General features: G+C 38.1%; 19 protein-coding genes, 2 tRNA genes, 2 rRNA genes and 1 other RNA gene. 11 read left to right on the top strand and 13 right to left on the bottom strand.

Annotation, left to right across the window (positions count from 1 at the left end; genetic code table 11):
• Nucleotides 1-145: 145 nt before the first annotated feature.
• The 3 genes from ACFSAV_RS01815 to ACFSAV_RS01805 form a co-directional block, all read right to left on the bottom strand.
• Nucleotides 146-1288: an N-acetylneuraminate epimerase gene (locus tag ACFSAV_RS01815; RefSeq protein WP_101774382.1), complete on the bottom strand. Its 1143-nt coding sequence runs from the start codon at nucleotides 1286-1288 to the stop codon at nucleotides 146-148.
• A 124-nt stretch (nucleotides 1289-1412) separates the two neighbouring features.
• On the bottom strand, nucleotides 1413-3296 hold the full coding sequence (locus tag ACFSAV_RS01810; protein WP_379095533.1) for a TRAP transporter large permease: 1884 nt from the start codon (nucleotides 3294-3296) through the stop codon (nucleotides 1413-1415).
• Between the two features lie 67 nt (nucleotides 3297-3363).
• Nucleotides 3364-4347: a sialic acid TRAP transporter substrate-binding protein SiaP gene (locus tag ACFSAV_RS01805; RefSeq protein ID WP_101774380.1), complete on the bottom strand. Its 984-nt coding sequence runs from the start codon at nucleotides 4345-4347 to the stop codon at nucleotides 3364-3366.
• A 243-nt stretch (nucleotides 4348-4590) separates the two neighbouring features.
• Here ACFSAV_RS01805 and ACFSAV_RS01800 point away from each other — a divergent pair, with 243 nt between their 5' ends.
• The 6 genes from ACFSAV_RS01800 to nanA all read left to right on the top strand — a co-directional run bounded on the left by ACFSAV_RS01800 (nucleotide 4591) and on the right by nanA (nucleotide 9250).
• Entirely contained in the window at nucleotides 4591-5190 is a 600-nt protein-coding gene (locus ACFSAV_RS01800) for an SGNH/GDSL hydrolase family protein (protein WP_379095529.1), read from the top strand.
• Between the two features lie 181 nt (nucleotides 5191-5371).
• Nucleotides 5372-6058 (top strand): N-acetylmannosamine-6-phosphate 2-epimerase, encoded by a 687-nt coding sequence (locus ACFSAV_RS01795; RefSeq protein ID WP_101774378.1) that lies wholly within the window; start codon nucleotides 5372-5374, stop codon nucleotides 6056-6058.
• A 25-nt stretch (nucleotides 6059-6083) separates the two neighbouring features.
• On the top strand, nucleotides 6084-6977 hold the full coding sequence (locus ACFSAV_RS01790; protein ID WP_101774377.1) for an N-acetylmannosamine kinase: 894 nt from the start codon (nucleotides 6084-6086) through the stop codon (nucleotides 6975-6977).
• Nucleotides 6978-6986: 9 nt separating this feature from the next.
• Nucleotides 6987-7454, top strand: a complete 468-nt coding sequence (nanQ, locus tag ACFSAV_RS01785; RefSeq protein WP_101774376.1) for an N-acetylneuraminate anomerase — start codon at nucleotides 6987-6989, stop codon at nucleotides 7452-7454.
• Between the two features lie 27 nt (nucleotides 7455-7481).
• On the top strand, nucleotides 7482-8348 hold the full coding sequence (locus tag ACFSAV_RS01780; RefSeq protein ID WP_101774375.1) for a MurR/RpiR family transcriptional regulator: 867 nt from the start codon (nucleotides 7482-7484) through the stop codon (nucleotides 8346-8348).
• A 20-nt stretch (nucleotides 8349-8368) separates the two neighbouring features.
• The gene (gene nanA / locus ACFSAV_RS01775) at nucleotides 8369-9250 is read left to right on the top strand and encodes an N-acetylneuraminate lyase (protein ID WP_379095523.1); all 882 of its coding nucleotides are present in this window, start codon (nucleotides 8369-8371) and stop codon (nucleotides 9248-9250) included.
• Between the two features lie 98 nt (nucleotides 9251-9348).
• Here nanA and ligA read toward each other — a convergent pair whose 3' ends face one another.
• From ligA to rluD, 3 genes are all read right to left on the bottom strand, one after another.
• Nucleotides 9349-11370, bottom strand: coding sequence for an NAD-dependent DNA ligase LigA (ligA, locus tag ACFSAV_RS01770; protein WP_379095519.1), 2022 nt, complete (start codon nucleotides 11368-11370; stop codon nucleotides 9349-9351).
• Nucleotides 11371-11500: 130 nt separating this feature from the next.
• Nucleotides 11501-12241, bottom strand: a complete 741-nt coding sequence (gene pgeF / locus ACFSAV_RS01765) for a peptidoglycan editing factor PgeF (protein ID WP_379095515.1) — start codon at nucleotides 12239-12241, stop codon at nucleotides 11501-11503.
• 13 nt (nucleotides 12242-12254) lie between these two features.
• Nucleotides 12255-13229: a 23S rRNA pseudouridine(1911/1915/1917) synthase RluD gene (gene rluD, locus ACFSAV_RS01760; protein ID WP_379095512.1), complete on the bottom strand. Its 975-nt coding sequence runs from the start codon at nucleotides 13227-13229 to the stop codon at nucleotides 12255-12257.
• Nucleotides 13230-13334: 105 nt separating this feature from the next.
• Here rluD and ACFSAV_RS01755 point away from each other — a divergent pair, with 105 nt between their 5' ends.
• The gene (locus tag ACFSAV_RS01755) at nucleotides 13335-14117 is read left to right on the top strand and encodes an outer membrane protein assembly factor BamD (protein WP_379095509.1); all 783 of its coding nucleotides are present in this window, start codon (nucleotides 13335-13337) and stop codon (nucleotides 14115-14117) included.
• 50 nt (nucleotides 14118-14167) lie between these two features.
• Here ACFSAV_RS01755 and ACFSAV_RS01750 read toward each other — a convergent pair whose 3' ends face one another.
• From ACFSAV_RS01750 to ACFSAV_RS01740, 3 genes are all read right to left on the bottom strand, one after another.
• Nucleotides 14168-14737 carry a 5-formyltetrahydrofolate cyclo-ligase gene (locus tag ACFSAV_RS01750; RefSeq protein WP_379095506.1) on the bottom strand — a complete coding sequence of 190 codons (570 nt, stop codon included), beginning with the start codon at nucleotides 14735-14737 and terminating at the stop codon, nucleotides 14168-14170.
• Nucleotides 14738-14752: 15 nt separating this feature from the next.
• Nucleotides 14753-14934, bottom strand: a non-coding RNA gene (ssrS, locus tag ACFSAV_RS01745) — 6S RNA.
• Nucleotides 14935-15014: 80 nt separating this feature from the next.
• Nucleotides 15015-15317, bottom strand: a complete 303-nt coding sequence (locus tag ACFSAV_RS01740; RefSeq protein WP_101774369.1) for a cell division protein ZapA — start codon at nucleotides 15315-15317, stop codon at nucleotides 15015-15017.
• 135 nt (nucleotides 15318-15452) lie between these two features.
• Here ACFSAV_RS01740 and ACFSAV_RS01735 point away from each other — a divergent pair, with 135 nt between their 5' ends.
• From ACFSAV_RS01735 to ACFSAV_RS01720, 4 genes are read left to right on the top strand one after another with little or no spacing between them, the layout of a single operon-like run.
• A complete protein-coding gene (locus ACFSAV_RS01735) occupies nucleotides 15453-16001 on the top strand; it encodes a YecA/YgfB family protein (RefSeq protein WP_379095503.1) in 549 nt (182 codons plus the stop codon).
• Nucleotides 16002-16024: 23 nt separating this feature from the next.
• Nucleotides 16025-17350, top strand: coding sequence for a Xaa-Pro aminopeptidase (gene pepP / locus ACFSAV_RS01730; RefSeq protein ID WP_379095500.1), 1326 nt, complete (start codon nucleotides 16025-16027; stop codon nucleotides 17348-17350).
• A 12-nt stretch (nucleotides 17351-17362) separates the two neighbouring features.
• The gene (gene ubiH, locus ACFSAV_RS01725) at nucleotides 17363-18568 is read left to right on the top strand and encodes a 2-octaprenyl-6-methoxyphenyl hydroxylase (protein ID WP_379095497.1); all 1206 of its coding nucleotides are present in this window, start codon (nucleotides 17363-17365) and stop codon (nucleotides 18566-18568) included.
• A 1-nt stretch (nucleotide 18569) separates the two neighbouring features.
• Nucleotides 18570-19739 (top strand): FAD-dependent monooxygenase, encoded by a 1170-nt coding sequence (locus ACFSAV_RS01720; protein ID WP_101774365.1) that lies wholly within the window; start codon nucleotides 18570-18572, stop codon nucleotides 19737-19739.
• A 345-nt stretch (nucleotides 19740-20084) separates the two neighbouring features.
• On the opposite strand, the gene ACFSAV_RS01715 is transcribed toward ACFSAV_RS01720, so the two are convergent.
• From ACFSAV_RS01715 to rrf (ACFSAV_RS01700), 4 genes are all read right to left on the bottom strand, one after another.
• Nucleotides 20085-20160: transfer RNA gene (locus tag ACFSAV_RS01715), tRNA-Trp, on the bottom strand.
• Between the two features lie 34 nt (nucleotides 20161-20194).
• Nucleotides 20195-20271: transfer RNA gene (locus ACFSAV_RS01710), tRNA-Asp, on the bottom strand.
• Between the two features lie 11 nt (nucleotides 20272-20282).
• Nucleotides 20283-20398 (bottom strand): 5S ribosomal RNA (gene rrf / locus ACFSAV_RS01705).
• 50 nt (nucleotides 20399-20448) lie between these two features.
• A 5S ribosomal RNA gene (rrf, locus tag ACFSAV_RS01700) occupies nucleotides 20449-20549 on the bottom strand; the annotation flags it as partial.

Raw genomic sequence — 20549 nt, 5'->3', positions numbered from 1 at the left:
ATCATGTCTACCTTTGTTTTATTTTAATTAACGTATCCTTTTAGGCGATCTATTCTCAGGAAACTAATAACTCAATCACATGAAAAAGGCAAACCTACTGGTTTGCCTCTACATTGAAATATTAATCCTACTATCAGTTCGGCAATTATTCTACAGTTAATTTTTTACCATCGAAGCTCATTGTTTGAACTGAAGTTAATGGTTTACCACCATCAGTCTCACCACCGATTAATAATACTTTGTTATTGTAAGAAACCGCTAGACCATAACCAATGTTAGCTGGAAGCTCACCTACAATTTTCCAGTTACCGCTTTTCGCATCCAATGCATACACATCTTTGTGGTAAGTTTTCTTCAAGCCGCCTGTGCGGTGTGCATCCATGATACCTTTTTCATAGTTTGCAAGTGCACCTGGGAAGTTTGCACCACCAGTCACAATATAGTGACCATGAGTATATCCACCCATACCACCAGCGATACCATCTTGTTTGTCATAACCTTTTGGTGCTGGTAAATCACCGAGTTTTTTCCAAGTGACGCCATCTTTGCCAATTGTTCCAATTGCGCTACCTGGTGAACGTAAACCTGCTTTCACTTCACCATTAACAACTAACAATTTACCCTCTTTAATTGCAACTGCTGCACCTGCACGACCTGAATATGGGAAATAACCTTCATTACGCCATACATTGTTTGCTGGCTCATAACTGATGATTTCTGGTGAAAAGAAAAAGTCTTGTGCACGTAAATTGAAATAAGGATCAAAAATTGCTTTTTCTTTCTCTTTATCGCCACCTGCTGCTTTTACATCTTGGAATAAACCATTCCAAATTTCATGGTTTACCCCACCAACGAAATAAATTTTGCTACCATCTGCTGCAACACTTGCACCAACTGAGGTTGAACGTGGTGAACGAGTTGGTAATTTCATCCAAGTGTTATCTGCTGGGTTGTACTCATAAGCATCATTAATGATTTGATTTTTTGCAACATCAGTATCTTGGAAGCCACCAAATACATAAAGTTTACCATTTACACCTGCAGCAACTGGTTGATTACGTTTACCGCCTGGGAATTCAGCAATTTCCTTCCATTCTTTTGGATCTTTAAGATTTAATGAATAGAATTTAGTTGTGCCAGTGCCACCTAAACCAACATAAACAGTATCACCAACTAATGCACCCGCCCCCGCTTTGATTCCTTCTGGTAAATCTGGGTATTGTCCTGCCTGTGCGGCGAAAGCAGTCGCTGCTAGAGCTGCAAATAAAGCTGTTTTTGTAAATTTCATTTTATTACCTCAATTAGTTAGGTTAGTAAGAATGAATACCTATTCAGATACAACATTGAATGGCAAGTTTTTAAGTTAAAGCCAGCCAAATTTGACTGGCTTTGAATTCCATTTCTTCAAGCCATTAAGGCATCAGAAGATTTGGTATAAAGGTGATAATTTGTGGGAAAATAGTAATCAATATTAGTGTGACAAAAATTGGCACTAAGAATGGCAGAACCCCCTTCGCCACAGTACTGACTGGCATATTACCTACACGAGCAACCACGAATAACGCCATCCCCATTGGTGGAGTTAAAATACCAATCATCATATTCAATGTAGTCATTACACCAAAGAAGATTAAATCAATACCAAAATGAACTGCAATTGGGATCAACATTGGTAGTACTAAGAATTGCAATGCTAATGCATCAATGAACATACCTAAGAATAAGAGTAATAGGTTGATCATTACTAACACGGTTGTTGGTGAATTTGCCACTGCCACAAAAACTTCTGCGATCTTCATTGCAACTTGTTCACGTGCAATCATGTCACCAAAGAAAGTGACAGTCATCACCATAAGTGCAGTTACCCCTGTAATTGCCATTGCTTCCACACAGCTTTTAAATAGCATTTTGAGGTTTAACTCTTTATATACAAACATACCAATGATGATTGAATAGAAGGCAGCAATTACCGCAGCTTCAGTTGGGGTAAATAAACCTGAGAAGATACCACCGATAATGAGTAACGGTGTTAACACTGCCCAAATTGCTTTCTTAAATGCTTGGCAACGTTGTTCTAAGGTCGCTTTTGGTGTTCTCGGATAACCACGTTTCTTAGCCACATAGTAGTTCATGGTCATCAACGCAATCGTCACTAACACACCCGGCACGAAGCCTGCAATGAATAATTTAGCAATTGATTGGTTAGCAATAACACCATAGATAATCATCGCAATACTTGGTGGAACAAGTGGACCGATAATACAAGAGGCAGCAGTAATACCACCACAAATATCGTCATCATATCCAGCATCACGCATTGCTTTAATTTCTAATTGACCTAAACCACCCGCATCGGCTAACGCTGACCCTGACATGCCAGAGAAAATTAAACTGGCACCGATATTAACATGTCCCATACCACCACGATAATGACCGAGTAATGCACGTGCAAAATCAAAAATACGCTCTGTGATTCCACCTGTATTCATTAAAATACCAGTCAAAATAAAGAACGGTACACTTAATAATGGGAAGCTATTTAAACTGTCTGTTAGTTTTGTTGAAGCAGAGTTAACAATATTCCAGCGTGTCATCGCAAAATAAAGCAAGGTTGCAATAAATAATGACCAACCTACTGGTGTACCCACAAACATAATGATAAGCCAAACTACCAAAGTGATATAAACGGCATCACTACCGAATTTCACATAATTAGAAATGCGTAGTACTTTATACCAATCTGGCTCAATAAATAAAATAGTAAAAATAATGATCGCACTGATGACAAATACAATGACAGGAATATAACTTAATTTATTTCTATAGTTTTCAACTTGTGCTTGGAAAAAGCGGAATAACATTAAACAAGAAATAAATGGCAACGCAGCATACATCCATTTTTCATAAACGATCGTCTCTCTGCCGAGCAAATCAGAAACGAAAGCCGTTAAAGCTTCCATTTTAAAACTGGAATCAAACCAAACTTTAAAGCCTAAATGAATGAAAATAATGATTGAAATAAAAATGAGAATTTGTACAAAAGAGTTTGTGATTCTTCTCACTTTTTCAGGCATAAAATTGGTTAAAAAATCAATATAAACGTGTTGTTGGCTACGAATACCCATACTGATACCCAATAAGCCGACATAGATAAATAGCAATCTTGCGAGTTCTTCACTCCAAATAAACGGGGAATGAAAAATTTGACGAGCAACGATTTGTGCCAACAGAATCAAAAAGATTCCGATGAACATTACGCCACCAATCCATTCTTCTAATTTATTTATTATTTTCATAGATACCTCAACAACCCAATAAAAATGAACCTTATCCCTTAAGGCACAGGGATAAGGTTACTCACATTTATTTAGTTAAATTAGAAATTTCTTCTACAGCCATTTTACCGACTTCACCATTTTTCTTGAGATACTCATCATAGTACGGAGTAAGTGCTGCTTTGAATGGTTTTAGATCTGGCATTGTTACTGTTACACCTTGACCTTTGAAGAATTCAACTAAGCTATTTTCACCATCAACGAAGAGTTTAGTGTGGAACTCTGCCGCTTTAGCTGCTGCATCTTTAACCACTTTTTGTAAATCTGCTGGCAAATCAGCCATTGTTTCATTACTGACAAGATAAAGCTGATCATTTAAGATGTGGTTAGTTAATGCTAAGTATTTTTGCACTTCATAGAATTTTTGTGCTTGGATTGTTGGTAATGGGTTCTCTTGACCATCAACAGAGTTAGTTTGAAGCGCTAAATAAACTTCTGAGAATGCCATTGGCGTTGGTGCTGCACCAACATATTTAGCATATGCAAGGTTAGTCGCCGCGTTAGGTACGCGTAATTTTAAGCCTTTCATATCTTCAATGCTATTGATTGCACGGTTAGAGGTTGTTTGGCGAGTACCGTTATAAGCAACAGATAACACTTCTACGTTTAACTCTTTATCGATTTTTTTCAATAAAGCTTGACCAAATTTTGTTTCTAACAATGCTTTTTTCGATGTTTCAAAATTTGGAATCATATAAGGTAACGCAAATACTTCTGCTTCAGGGAAGTAAATTTGGAAACGTGCTGACTCACCTAATGTAAAATCTAGTGCACCGTCTTTTAATTGTTTGATCATTACACGGTCATCGCCTAATTGTGCGCTAGGGAAAATCGCGATTTCAATTTTGCCATTAGATTTTTCTTTCACTTCTTTAGCAAAAAATTCTACTGCTTTATATTCGTTTGAGCTTGGACCCGCAACCATACCGAATTTAAGATCGTAATCTGCTGCAAATACAGAAGCTGAAACGCCTAAACATAAAGATGCGAGTAGTAGTTTTTTAAATTTCATTATGAGTTCTCCTCTATTGGTTACGTTGGGATTACGTTAAAGTGACGATGAAATAAATTTCACACGTTTGCATTCTAAAGTGAAAAAACTATTTTTTATATAGAAAATGAAGTTTTATTTCATAAATGATAGGTACGTCACAAAATTGAACATTTCCCATGACTAAAACTGAGTAAAATGTTTACCAAAAAATTGTGTTTTATATAATGTTTGGAGTTTTATTTCAAAATAGGTAGTAGAGCCATGTTAAGTGATCAAGATATTTTTCAGCGCTATCAAACAAAAGCGAGCGAATTTACAAAACAAGCGGATATCAGTTTAATTGGCCACTCATTATTTGATATGTGGGGTGATTTACCTACGGGCACACCGACATTAGCTAATCAAACAGTCGCAAATTTAGGCATTTCAGGCGTGAGTGCGCGACAATACCTCGATGTGATTGTTAAAGCTAAACATATCGCACATTTAGGCAAGCATGTTTTCCTCTTCTTGGGTGTCAACGATATTTGTAAAGAAAAAGATTACTCACCTGCTAAAGTGATGGAGTGGCTAAATCAAATTCTTGCTCATTTATATCTCATTGCCCCACATTCACACTACTATCTATTAGAAGCCACGCCAGTGAATAATATTGCTACTGTCACTAATGCTCAAATCAATAAGCTAAATGCTTACTTAAAAGCACATTGTCCTGCAAATGTTACTTATATCGAAACACAGCAAGCATTTCGTAATGGTGAGCATAAATTAGATCTCACTTTATGCACAGATGGCTTGCATTTTAATCAAAAAGGCTATCAAGTACTGACTGAATTACTCGAAAAATATTTACAACAATAAACTTAAAAAAGATGTCTTAAATTGAAAAAATAAGTACTTAAATAACCCACAAAATACTTGTGTGTAAATATGCGACAGAGATCGCAAATTTTCATTATTTTAGTTGTTATTTTTTTATTCTAAGATTAATCTATACAAATTGGAGTCAATCTTCTTTTGACGAAATTAGACTGGAGTTAACATGTCAAAATTATCACATCAACAAATTTTAGAACAAATCAAATATGGATTAATTGCCTCTTGCCAACCTGTCGATGATGGCCCAATGGACTCACCTGAAATTGTTGCTGCTATGGCACAAGCCTCTGTGATTGGCGGTGCCGCTGGTTTACGTATCGAAGGTATTGAAAATCTCAAAGCAACTCGTCAAGTTGTTAATGTTCCTATCATTGGTATTGTCAAGCGTGATCTTGATGATAGCCCTGTTCGTATCAGCCCATTTTTACAAGATATCGATGATTTAGCTGCGGCAGGTGCAGATATTATTGCTTTTGATGGAACTGACCGTATCCGTCCAACAACACGTGAAGCTATTGTAAAACGAATTAAAGAATTAGGCTGCTTAGCGATGGCAGATTGTTCTAATTTCGAAGAAGGAATGTACTGCCAAAATCTAGGGGTAGAAATCATTGGTAGTACAATGTCTGGTTATACTGGCGGTGAAGTACCCGCCGAACCAGATTATCAGCTTGTTAAAGATTTAAATGCGGCTGGCTGTCGTGTCATGGCAGAAGGTCGCTACAATACACCTGAATTAGCTAAAGTAGCGATTGAAATTGGTGCATACTCTGTCACTGTAGGATCTGCATTAACTCGCTTAGAACATATTGTCAGCTGGTTTGCTGATGCAGTGAAATCAGCCAAATAATCGATTTGAGTAGAAAGGAGAAATTATGCGTTGTTTAGCATTAGATATTGGTGGCACAAAAATTGCTTCAGCCATTGTCATTGACGGCAAAATCGAGCAACGCCAGCAAATCTCTACCCCACAAGCGGATGCAGCAAATGCAATGCACGATACCTTAGCGCAGATTTTAACTCAATATGCGGGGCAATTTGATTATGTTGCAGTCGCTTCAACAGGCATTATTAATAATGGTATCTTAACCGCACTGAATCCAAAGAATTTAGGGGGATTAGCTGAATTTCCACTAAAACAAAGTATTGCACGTCATACCGATAAACCTATTGGTTTACTCAACGATGTGCAAGCCGCAGCTTGTGCAGAGTACAAAGACGAAGATAAAAATACTGTACAAAATTTCGTCTTTATCACTGTTTCAACGGGCGTCGGTGGCGGTATCATTTTAGAGCGTCATTTGCTCACTGAGCCTAACGGTGTCGCAGGTCATATTGGTCACACCTTAGCAGATCCGAATGGTCCAGTCTGTGGTTGTGGTCGTGTAGGCTGTGTAGAAGCCGTTGCAGCTGGGCGTGCAATTGAAGCAGTATCTAGCCAATGGAATCCGCCTTGCACACCTAAAGAAGCATTTGAGTTATTTAGAAAAAATGATGAAAAAGCGACCGCACTTATTCAACGTTCAGCCAAAGCTATCTCGCATTTAATTGCAGATTTAGTCATTGGTTTAGATGTGCAAAAAGTGGTCGTCGGTGGCAGTGTTGGATTAGCTGAAGGTTATCTACCTTTAGTACAGCAATATTTACACGAAATGCCACATTTTTATCATTGTACAGTAGAGCAAGCTCGTTATGGACAAGACGCTGGTTTGATTGGCGCTGCTTGGTGGGTAGCAGATTGTCTACAACAAGGTATCAGTTTGAAATAGGAGAAGATTATGTTTATTGGTGATTTAACTCGCGATGACTTTAGATTAGGTCTACCTAAGGCGATCGTTGAAGTTTGTGAATATTTAAAAACCTTAGATTTAACAGCGTTAGAAACCGGTCGTCATGATATTACGGATCAAATTTATATGAACGTGATGGCATTTGATACAGCCGCTGCTGAAAGCAAACAAGCCGAATTACATCGTCAATATATTGATGTACAAGTACTCATTTCTGGTAAAGAAAACATCGAATATAGCGTTGCTTATCCAACACTTGCAAACTATACCGACTATGATGAGAAAGATGATTACCAACTTACACCAGAAATTGAGTATAAGAGCACATTAACATTAAAACCAAACATGTTTGTCGTGTTCTTACCTTATGAACCGCATAAACCCGGCTGTAATGTGGATAACCAAGTAGTCAGTCTGAAAAAACTTGTCGTGAAAGTGCCAGTAGAATTATTGTAATTTTGACCGTACTTTTAAGGAGCCTCTATGTTAATCAGTGGAAAAATTTTAGATACTATTGGTGCGCTACACGATAGCCTCACCAAAACAGAAAAAAGAATTGCCGCAACTATTCTTGCATCGCCTGATTTACTCAGTCAGTCTTCTCTTTCTGATATTGCGAAACATCTTGACGTCGGAGAAGCAACATTTATTCGTTTCTGCCGTACACTCGGTTTCAGAGGCTTCACTGACTTTAAATTAGAGCTTGCAATTGAATTAGCAACCAGAGAAAAGCAATACCATTCTCTACTCGACACCGATATTTCATCTTCAGATGATCCAAGAAGTATTGCGGCTAAATTACAAAGCACCATCACGAATGTTCTCTCAGAAACAGTGAATTTATTAGATTTCAATGAATTAGAAACCGTTGTCAACCTGATGATGAAAGCAAAACGTATTTTCTTATTTGGTGTTGGCTCCTCTGGTATTACAGCAGAAGATGCTAAAAATAAATTTATGCGTATTGGCTTACAAGTGGATTCAACTTCGAATAACCACTTTATGTATATGCAAGCTGCACTGATGCAAAAAGGCGATGTCGTTATTGGCATTAGTCACTCAGGTTATTCTAAAGAAGTAATTCAAGCACTCAATATTGCGAAAAAAAATGAAGCGACCACCATCGCTATCACACATAACCTACGTTCACCAATTACCCACGCTGCTGACCATGTGTTGATTAATGGCAATCGTCAAGGGCAATTACAAGGTGACTCAATGGGAACAAAAATTGCTCAACTTTTTGTCTTAGATTTGATTTACACTTTAATCGTCCAAGCGACTGAAGATAAAGCAACTAAAACGAAGCAAAAAACAGTTAATGTCATTTTAGAACAACGTGTTAAATAACACATTTATAGGAGTATCCAATGAAAAACTTAAAAGGTATCTTCAGTGCATTGTTAGTTTCTTTCAACGCTGATGGTTCAATCAACGAAAAAGGCTTACGCGAAATCGTTCGTTATAATATCGACAAAATGAAAGTCGATGGTCTTTATGTTGGTGGTAGTACAGGTGAAAACTTCATGCTTTCAACGGAAGAGAAAAAAGAGATCTTCCGTATTGCGAAAGATGAAGCAAAAGATCAAATCGCCTTAATTGCACAAGTAGGTAGTGTTAACTTACAAGAAGCAATTGAACTAGGTAAATATGCAACAGAATTAGGTTATGACAGCTTATCTGCCGTGACACCATTTTACTACAAATTCAGTTTCCCAGAGATCAAACACTACTACGACAGTATTATTGAAGCAACGGGTAACTACATGATCGTTTACTCAATTCCATTCTTAACTGGCGTCAACATCGGTGTTGAGCAATTTGGTGAACTTTATAAAAACCCTAAAGTATTGGGTGTGAAATTCACTGCGGGCGACTTCTATTTATTAGAGCGCCTGAAAAAAGCTTACCCAAATCACTTAATCTGGGCTGGTTTCGACGAAATGATGTTACCTGCGGCAGCATTAGGTGTTGATGGTGCAATCGGCAGTACATTCAACGTAAACGGCGTTCGTGCACGTCAAATCTTTGAATTAACGCAAGCAGGTAAATTACAAGAAGCGCTTGAAATTCAACATGTGACTAACGATTTAATCGAAGGTATCTTATCTAACGGTTTATATTTAACTATCAAAGAATTATTAAAACTGGATGGTGTTGAATCAGGCTACTGCCGTGAACCAATGACAAAAGAATTAACGCCAGAGAAAGTCGCTTTCGCAAAAGAATTAAAAGCTAAATTCCTTTCTTAATTTTGTCAAAAACTGACCGCACTTTTTGATACAGACAAGTGCGTTATGACTGATAAAAAAACCGCTTAAACAGTTATTTAAGCGGTTTTATTTTTCTCTTACAAATAAGGTTGTGCCCAATCTAAAAAAGTTTGTTCATCAATCACTTGCACACCAAGCTCATTCGCTTTTGCCAGTTTCGAACCCGCACTTTCGCCAGCTACTACTAAATCCGTTTTCGCTGATACACTACCGCTGACTTTTGCGCCTAAACGTTGCAATAATGCTTTCGCTTCAGTGCGCCCCATTTGGCTTAAAGTTCCCGTTAACACGACTGTTTTCTCTTTAAATGGACTTTCATCTACTTCTTTGAGTTCAACAGTATCCCAATGAATACCCTGTGCCAATAGATCATCAACAACCGCAACATTATGCGGCTCTCGCCAAAATACAAAAATGCGATTGGCAACAACTTCGCCCACATCTTGTACCTCTTGTAATTGTTCAAGTGTTGCCTCTTTTAACGCTACTAATGTCTTGAAATAATTAGCTAAATTTAAAGCTGTTGCTTCGCCAACTTCGCGAATGCCTAACGCAAAAATAAAACGAGCTAATGTGGTTTTTTTCGCTTTTTCTAAACTCGCTATCGCATTTTGGGCTGATTTCGGTCCCATGCGCTCTAAACGCATTAATGTGGTGAGATCCAACTTAAATAAATCAGCTGGCGTGTGAATCTGCTCACGATCAACAAGCTGTTCAATTAATTTGGCACCCACACCATCAATATCCATCGCTTTACGCGACACAAAATGTTTTAACGCTTCTTTGCGTTGAGCCGCACAAAACAATCCACCTGTACAACGCGCCACTGCTTCCCCTTCAATTCGTGTAATCACAGAATTACACACAGGACAATTTTGAGGAAAAACAATCGGCTCTGCATTTGCTGGACGCTTATCATGTACCACCCCAATAATTTGTGGAATCACATCACCTGCACGGCGAATAATTACCGTATCGCCAATAGCAATATCTAAACGTTCAATTTCATCCCCATTATGTAAAGTAGCATTACTCACTGTCACACCTGCCACAAACACTGGCGCTAATTTTGCTACTGGTGTAATCGCTCCAGTCCTTCCGACTTGAAATTCAACGCTATTTAATACGGTAAGTTCTTCTTGTGCAGGGAATTTATACGCAATTGCCCAACGCGGCGCTTTAGAAACAAAACCCAACTCTGTTTGTAAAGCAATCTCATTAACTTTAATCACTGTACCATCAATGTCATAACCTAAAGCACTGCGCTTTTGCATAATGATGCGGTAAAAATCTAACACCTGTTCAACACCATGACATAACTGAATTTCCGTATTTACTGGAATCCCTATCGCCCTAAGCCATTGTAAACGCTCAAAATGTGTCGCTGGTAACTCAATACCTTCCGCTATCCCAATACCATAAGCATTAAGTACTAATGGACGTTGGCTAGTAATTTTAGGATCTAATTGGCGTAATGAACCCGCCGCTGCATTACGTGGATTAGCAAAAGTTTTTTCTCCTTTTGCTAATGCCTTTTCATTTAATATCTCAAACCCAGCCTGCGGCATAAAGACTTCACCGCGCACTTCTAAACGATGTGGCGGCTGATCAGTTAACAATTGCAAAGGAATATTACGAATAGTGCGGATATTAGAGGTAATGTCTTCACCCGTTGTACCATCACCACGAGTAGCCGCTTGTACTAATTTACCATCTACATACAAAATACTCACAGCCAATCCGTCCAACTTGGGTTCGCAGCAAAAAGTTAATTGTTCTGGCGATAGGATCAGACGCTCATCAATGCGTTTAACAAATGCCCTAAACTCTTCATCTGAAAAAGCATTATCTAAGGATAACATTGGTATTTCATGTTTCACTTCGGCAAAACCAGACAAAGGTTTAGCGCCAACACGCTGCGTTGGCGAGTCTACTGTCACTAACTCAGGATATTGTTTTTCAAGATTTTTTAGTTGATGAAATAAACGATCATATTCTGCATCAGGAATTTGTGGATTATCTAATACATGATATTGATATTCATGATGGCGTAAGCTATTACGTAGTTGTTCTAATTCGAGTTTAATACTTTCTGTCATATAAAATCCTGATAAAAATGACCGCACTTAAGTGCTTACTAAAGTGCGGTCAATTCTACAATATTTTTTTATTTACGCCTATTTAAGGGATAAATATCATGACAAGTAAATCTAAAAATAACTGTCTTTTCTAATCTGTAAACCAAACCAATGTTGCCATCCGACCAGTTTGCCGTTCTCGACGATAAGAGAAAAATTTATTCTGTTCAGTGAATGTACAATATTCACCACCGCTGATTTGCGTTATACCTAACCTATTTAAACGCTGTGTAGCTAATAAATATAAATCCGCTAAATATTTATTTAGTGCCTGAGGATCTGGTGTGAAAGCAAGTTCTGCTGTCGGCTCTCGTGCACAAAACCGTTCGACAACGTCTTGACCAACTTGAAATTTAGTTGGACCAATAGCGGGACCAAGCCACGCGATGATTTGTGACGGAGGACAACGAAATTGCGCTACAGTTTGTTCTAAAACACCATCACATAAACCACGCCATCCTGCATGTACTGCTGCTACTTCATCACCTTGTTGAGAAGCCAACAAGACAGGTAAACAATCAGCTGTCATGACAAGACAGACTTGATTTGGCTGGTCAGTATAAACCGCATCTGCGGCAAGATTTGAAGTATTGGTTATAGGTAACTTGATTACCTTTGTGCTATGAATCTGCTCTAAAAAAACAGGCAGTTGCGGCAACTGTAACTTTTCAACCAGTAAAGTGCGGTTAGTTTTTACCGAATTTTGCTCATCACCAACATGCGTACCTAAATTGAGACTGTCGTAAGGTGGCTGACTCACACCGCCTTGTCTTAAAGTACTAAATCCATGCACATTTTTTGGTACTGACCAATCAGGTTTAAGCACTTTCATTTACTTACCTTGCTTAATAATCTAAATCGTCTTTATGTAGCTGATAATCTGCTTTCAACACATCGACTAATTGCACAAAATCTGTAGGCAATGGCGCATGCCATTCCATGAGTTCTCCCGTAATAGGATGTGCTAAACGTAACATAATCGCATGCAATGCTTGACGCTTAAATTCACGTAACACGGTCATTAACTCATCACTCGCATGCTTTGGTGGGCGCGGACGACCACCATAAGTTTGATCACCTAATAATGGATGTGCAATATGAGCCATGTGTACACGAATTTGGTGAGTACGCCCTGTTTCAAGGCGTAAGCGTAAACGCGTGTAATTACGAAAACGCTCCATAATACGATAATGAGTCAACGCAGGTTTACCCATTGGATGTACTGCCATTTGCGTCCGCTTAGTTGGATGGCGCGCCATTGGCTGATCAACCAAACCACCTTTGGTCATAATGCCACAAGCGATCGCCTCATATTCACGGGTGATTTTACGCTTTTGCAAATCACGTACTAACTGTGTTTGCGCTGGGATAGTCTTTGCCACAACCATTAATCCTGTCGTATCTTTATCTAAACGATGTACAATCCCAGCACGTGGTACTTCAGCAATTTGCGGATAATGATATAACAGTGCGTTTAACACTGTTCCCGATGGATTTCCAGCGCCGGGATGAACTACAAAATCTTTGGGTTTATTAATCACTAAAATATCATCATCTTCATACACAATATTAAGCGGTAAATTTTCAGGTTCAAAGCGAGTATCATCTTCAATTTCAACGGTAATTTCGACTTGTTCGCCACCATAAACTTTGGTGCGAGGAACATTTGTAAGCTGACCATTGACAAAGACTAACCCCGCTTCAATCCAAGTTTTTAAGCGCGAACGTGAGTAGTCAGGGAACAATTCAGCTAAAGTCTGGTCTAAACGTTGTCCCATTTGAGATAGCTGAACTTCAGCCGACAAGGTAATTTGTGCCATAAAGAAAAAAATCCGTTAATGAAGTTTGCTTATTTAATAATGTTATATACAATACTGGGTCATTGTAACTCATTTATCATTGCTCGTAAAAATAAGGATTATCTAATGCGTAAATTAAAATCGTTCACGCTTATTGCTTTAACCGCATTTGCTGTGAGTGCTTGTTCAGGCTCTAAAGATGTTGAACAACGCCCAGAACAAGAGCTGTATAATGTCGGTCAAACTTACTTACAAGATGGCGATTATTCACAAGCTATTCGTTATTTAAATGCACTACATACGCGTTTTCCTGGCAGTAGTTATAGCGAGCAAACCTTATTAAACTTAATCTATGCGAATTATAAAACGCAAGATTATACGCAAACCTTAGTATTAGCTGACCGCTTCTTACAACAATATCCAACGAGCCGCAATTTAGATTATGTCCTTTATATGGCAGGCTTAACTAACTCCGCATTAAGCGACAATTATATCCAAGACTTATTTAATGTGGATCGAGCCACACGTGAAAGCACATCAATTAAAGCAGCATTTGCTAATTTCCAAACACTTGTACAGCATTTTCCCAATAGCCCTTATGCACAAGATGCATTAGCACGTATGGCATATATCAAAGCAAGTTTAGCGCGTCATGAATTATCAATTGCTAAATTTTATGCTAAACGTGATGCCCATGTTGCTGTAGCGAATCGCGTCGTTGGGATGTTACAGCAATATCCAGATGCACAAGCCACTTACGAAGCATTACCATTAATGCAAGCCGCTTATGAAAAAATGAATCTAAAAGAACTCGCTGCACAAACTGCAACTATTATTGAAGCGAATAAAGGTAGAACATTTGCTGAAGTAGAAAAATCAGCAGAACCTAACGTATTGTTAAAGCAATAAATGCGATACAAACAAAAAGAGGATATGTTTAAATATCCTTTTTTTATGCGTTATCCTACTAAAATTTGAGCTAATGGCATATCCCAACTTTCTATTGGCAATTGCTCAACTTGTTGACATTTATGTGCCAATCCAACAGGAATAAAAGACTTCTGCTGCCAATCCTGTAAAGTTCGATCATAAAAACCGCCGCCCATACCAAGCCGATTGCCTTGTAGATCAAATGCGACTAAAGGGACAAAAATAATATCCATCTCACACAATGGTAATACTTGCTGCACATTTAATTTTGGCTGCCAAATACCCAATACATTTTTATGCATCGATGTGTCTGGTTGATACGCTAAAAATAACAAATGTCCTGGGCAAAATGGATGTAATACCGGTAAAAACACATTTTTTCCCTGTTGCCATAAACATTCAATTAACAATCGAGTCGAAATTTCGCCATCACAAGCGAAATATAAGGCAATATTTTGCGCTTTTTTTTGTTCAATTAATTGTAATGCTTGTTCTGTGATAGCAATTTCTGCTTGTTGTTGTTCAAGTGCGGTCAATTTTTGGCGAATTTGCCGAATTTGGCGACGGATTTGTTGACGTAGAAAAGAATGAGTATTCATTGAAATAAATAAAATGAAGAACCCGAGATGCCGCTGTAGGCGACAGTCCTTGAACCCAACGGTTCAAGGGAATCAGTTATAACTATTTTTAGGCTTCTTAGTAAAACTAAGCATGCACACCAACAATTAGAAACCAATTCATAATATAAAAGTATCGGCTCAGGGACATAACCCACTGGCAAACACCTCAGGTAATCTTTGTTTTATACTAACGTAATTTAGCCTTATTGACTAGCGATAATTCGCTATCTGTTTATTGAACCAACTAAATTATCCATTAACTGTTCGACTTTTGTGTCAAAATACTTTCTAATGAATGGTCAAGCTGTTGGATTCTTGTTTTAAGTAAATCTTCAATTGATGTCGTTTTCTGCTGCTCCTGCAATAATTCGTAACTTAAATTTAACGCCACAATAGATAAAACACGTTCTAATTGTAAAATACCCGTACGCTCTTTCATTTCTGATACACGTAAATCAAGCGCTTTTGCTGCCTGTTTTAAAGCCTCGTGCTGTTCTTCTGGGCAATTTAAACGCAAAACCTGCCCAAGCACAGGTAATTCAATACTTTTAGACGACATCTCGCCTCCATTCAGCTTAATTATTTTGCACGTTATTATGCCATAGCTAAAAAAATCCGTCTAATTATTGGTTGCGTAGCGCGAGAGTGGTAAACTGACATCACTTATTTAACCATAATTATAAGGACAAAATAGATGTTGTCTTATTCAGAATTTTCCCAACACTTAAAAAGTGCTGGCATCACACTTTCCAGCGCAGAACTGCATGGTTTTTTAAGTGGTTTAGTCTGTGGTGGTGTCACAGATCAAAGTTGGCAACCGCTCTTATTCCAATTTACTAATGAAAATCATGCTTACCCACATGCATTGTTACAAGAAGTGGTCCAATTATATCAACACATTCGTGAAAAATTAGCCGACATTGATGGGTTTGATTTTGAACTATGGCTACCCGAAAATGAAGATGATGTCTTTAGCCGCGCCGATAGTTTATCTGAATGGGCAAATCATTTCTTATTAGGTCTAGGATTGGCGCAACCTAAATTAGATAAAGAAAAAGGTGATATTGGTGAAGCACTAGACGATTTACATGATATTTGCCAATTAGGTTATGACGAAAACGATGACAAAGAAGAATTGAGTGAAGCCTTAGAAGAAATTATCGAATACGTGCGTACTATTGCCTGCTTATTATTTACTCATTTTCAGCCAGCACAAGCTGAACAAAAACCCGTATTACACTAATCCAAATAACAAGGAGAATAAACATGGATTTAGCTTATATGGCTGCGCTTCCTCAGCAAGAATTTATTGAACGCCGTAATAAAGTATTTGCACAAATGCAAGATGATTCCGTCTTTATCGTCTTTTCTGAAATCGAAAAACGCCGTAGTAATGATTGTGCTTATCCATTTCGTCAAGATAGCTATTTTTGGTACTTAACTGGTTTTAATGAGCCAAATTCCGTGCTTATCCTCAGTAAAAAAGCAGGTGAACAAGCAAGTAGCATTTTCGTTCGCCCTTCTGATCCATTGCGAGAAACATGGGATGGTCGCCGTTTAGGTGTTACTAATGCACCAGCTAAACTTGTTGTAAATCACGCCTTTTCAATCGACGACTTCAGCAGCGAATTTGCTAAAATTGCCGCAAATACTAACACACTTTATCACTTAGCAGAACTCCATACTTGGGGTGACGAATTATTAACACAAAGTGCGGTCAATTTCAGCCGAGTTTTATGCTGGAAAGCAATGCTTGATGAAATGCGCTTATTTAAGTCAGAAAATGAAATTGCACTTATGCAACAAGCAGGGCAAATCAGTGCACTTGCTCATATTCGTGCAATGCAAAAAACTCGTCCAAATCGCTTAGAATATGAAATTGAGCATGAAATTTTGCATGAGTTTAGCCGCTTTGGCGCACGTAACCCCTCATACAATTCAATCATTGCTGGTGGTGAAAATGCTTGCATTTTGCATTACACTGAAAATGATATGCCTTTAAAAGAGGGCGATTTAGTGTTAATTGATGCAGGCTGTGAATTTGCAATGTATGCAGGTGATATTACCAGAACATTCCCTGTCAATGGCAAATTCAGCCAAGCACAGCGCGAAATCTATGACATCGTATTAAATGCACAAAAACGCGCTATTGAACTTCTTATACCGGGTAATTCAATCCAACAAGCAAATGACGAAGTTGTACGGATTAAAGTTGAAGGTTTAGTTAAGCTAGGCATTTTACAAGGTGATATCGATGAACTAATTGAAACCGAAGCCTACCGTGAATTTTATATGCACGGTTTAGGGCATTGGTTAGGTTTAGATGTACATGATGTTGGTAGTTATACTAAAGATCAAGACAATAACAATCGTAATAGTAAAGTACGTGATCGTCCATTAGAAATTGGCATGGTGCTTACTGTTGAACCGGGCTTATACATTTCAGAAAAATCCAATGTACCAGAACAATACAAAGGTATTGGAATACGTATTGAAGATAACTTATTAATTACAGAATATGGTAATAAAAATCTAACGAGCGCAGTACCAAAAGAAATTGAAGATATTGAGAATTTAATGGCAAGTAAATAACAGGATAGCGCAATGTCTCAAGAAACAAACTACGATGTCATTATTGTCGGTGGCGCAATGACGGGAGCCACATTGGCTCTAGCGCTCAGCGATCAAACTGCTGGTAAAATCAAAATTGCTGTTTTAGAAAAGCAAGTTTCACACCAACATCAACAACGTGGTTTTGATGCTCGTTGCATTGCGTTATCTGATGGTAGTTGCCAACGTTTAGCGCAAATCAATTTGCCAACTGGACAAACACTTTGGCAACAATTCCAACCCATTATTACACCTATCAAAAAAATCCATGTTTCAGATAAAGGTCATAGTGGTTTGACTGAATTCAGCGCTCAAGAGTTCCATTTATCTCAACTGGGAGCAGTCATAGAATTGCAGGCAACAGGACGAATTTTACTCAATGCAATTCATCAATATCCTAACATTAATTACTTCGCACCAGTCGATATTACACAGATTGAACATGATACAGAACAAGTGAAAATTTCACTTAAAAATGACCGCACTTTAAGTACAAAACTACTTATCGGTGCAGATGGTACACAATCATTAGTCGCAAGTTCAGTCAATATTTCACAAAATTTAGTCCGTCAATATCATCAAACTGCTATCATCACAAATGTATTACCACAACAAGCACATCAATATCGCGCTTTTGAACGCTTTACTGATGAAGGTCCTCTTGCTCTTTTGCCCATGCCAAATAACTTAATGTCTCTCGTTTGGTGTGTACAAGATCCTGAACCATTAATACGATGTGACGAAGCACAGTTTCTTCTTGCACTGCAACATCGTTTTGGCTGGCGTCTAGGTAAATTATTGCAATGTGGGCAACGTTTTACTTATCCACTTAATTTATATCAAGCAGAACAACATATTCAGCCTCGTATTGCGCTAATCGGCAACGCAGCACAAACATTACACCCTATTGCAGGACAAGGCTTTAATCTTGGCATTCGTGATGTGATGCAATTAGCCAGCCTTGTCGCTACAAAATATCAGCAACAACAAGATATTGGTGCTTATCAAAATTTAATTCCCTATGCAATCGAACGGCAGCAAGATCAACAACAAATCATCAATTTAACTGATGGTTTACTATCTATTTTTGCGAATAACTTACTGCCATTACAAATTAGTCGTACATTAGGTTTGATGGCGCTTTCACAATCACGTTTATTACGTCAATATTTCGCCAAACCAACTTTAGGATGGAAATAACATGAAAACATTTGATCTTGCCATTATTGGTGGTGGAATGGTCGGCTTAGCGTTAGCAGCAAGCCTTGAAAAACAGCCATTACGTATCGCTCTTATTGAAGCGTTTCCCAGCAAAGTGAGTATTGCCACGGTGACAAACCGTGTTAGTGCCCTCAATCTCGCAAGCCAAAAACTCTTAACAGAACTTAATGTATGGCAACAACTCATCCACCTGCGTGCGACCGAATATAATTCAATGTATGTTTGGGAAAAAGATAGTTTTGCTAATATCCAATTTAATACGCAAGGTCTAGGTATTTCTCATCTGGGACATATTGTAGAAAATCACTTAATTCAGCATTGCTTATGGGAAAAAGTGAAACAGCAGAAAAATGTAGAGATTATTACCGCACTTCCACAAAAGCTAGGTATCACAGAAAGCAATGCAATTCTTACTTTAAATAATGATCAAATTTTATCAGCAAAACTGATTATTGGTGCAGATGGCGCAAATTCTTGGCTGCGAAAGCAAGCAAATATTCCACTAATTTTTCGCGACTACGGACATCATGCCTTAGTCTGTAATGTCGAAACAACTGAGCCACATCAACACTGTGCAAGACAAGTTTTCGCTAAAGACAGTATTTTAGCCTTTTTACCTTTACATCAAGATAATTGGAGCTCAATTGTATGGTCATTACCAGCTGAACAAGCAAAACAATTAGCAACATGTGATGAACAAGAATTTAATCACACACTTTCTACTGCTTTTGATATGCACTTGGGCTTATGCAAACTACAAAGTGATCGTAAAACCGTTCAACTGACTGCTCGCTACGCACGTGATTTTGCAGTAAACAGAATCGTATTGCTCGGTGATGCCGCTCATACCATTCATCCATTAGCGGGATTAGGTGTCAATTTAGGCTTTCAAGATGTCGTCACGCTATCTAATATTCTCCAAGAAAATCTCAATCTTGGCGTTGATATCGGTAAATATCGCCATTTACGAAGCTATGAACGCCAACGTAAAAAAGAAGCGATTAAAATGCTAATTGCAATGCAAGGCTTAAAAGATCTGTTTACTGGCGAAAATCCAATTAAAAAACTAGTTAGAGGTATTGGATTAAGTGCAACAGACAAACTAGATTTTGTAAAAACAGAATTAATGAAACAAGCACTAGGTTTGTGAAAAGATCGTAGTATAAAGTTATCAATTATAACGGTATTTTTAACGCAATAATAAAATACAATAAATGCTTTACACCACACAACATAGACTAGAACAAAATTGTTCAAAATACAGGCTGTTATAATTAACTGTATTCAACAACTTGAAACAATAGCTGATTGTAGCTCATTCCAATTATGATCAAAATTTAATTACTATAAAAAATTTCTCATTGGATTACCTAAATACCTTGAAATTTTAAAAACTAATTTGGATAGATAAGTCTTTTCACATAACAGATTTTCGTATTCAATTAAAATAGAAAGGAACCTAATTTAGGATTAGAATAAATATGATATTAGTAGATGGCAGGGGCGGAGAGGCTCGAACTCCCAACACCCGGTTTTGGAGACCGGTGCTCTACCAATTGAACTACGCCCCTAGAAAGAAAGCGAAATTTAATTCGCTTAATTAAGTGGCGGAACGGACGGGACTCGAACCCGCGACCCCCTGCGTGACAGGCAGGTATTCTAACCAGCTGAACTACCGCTCCGCAAAATTGATATTTGGTAGTGACCTACTCTCACATGGGGATACCCCACACTACCATCGGCGTTACAACATTTCACTTCTGAGTTCGGCATGGATTCAGGTGGTTCTGCTGCACTATTGCTACCAAAAAATTCTATTTTGTTAATTCACTTCTTCTAAAATGAATTAACAAAATAATACCTGGCGGTGTCCTACTCTCACATGGGGATACCCCACACTACCATCGGCGTTACAGCGTTTCACTTCTAAGTTCGGCATGGAATTAGGTGGGTCCACTGC

Source organism: Pasteurella oralis (assembly GCF_042681465.1).
GTDB lineage: Bacteria > Pseudomonadota > Gammaproteobacteria > Enterobacterales > Pasteurellaceae > Pasteurella > Pasteurella oralis.
The sequence above is the reverse complement of the archived record's forward strand: the minus strand, read 5'-3'. Positions and strand labels throughout refer to the sequence as shown.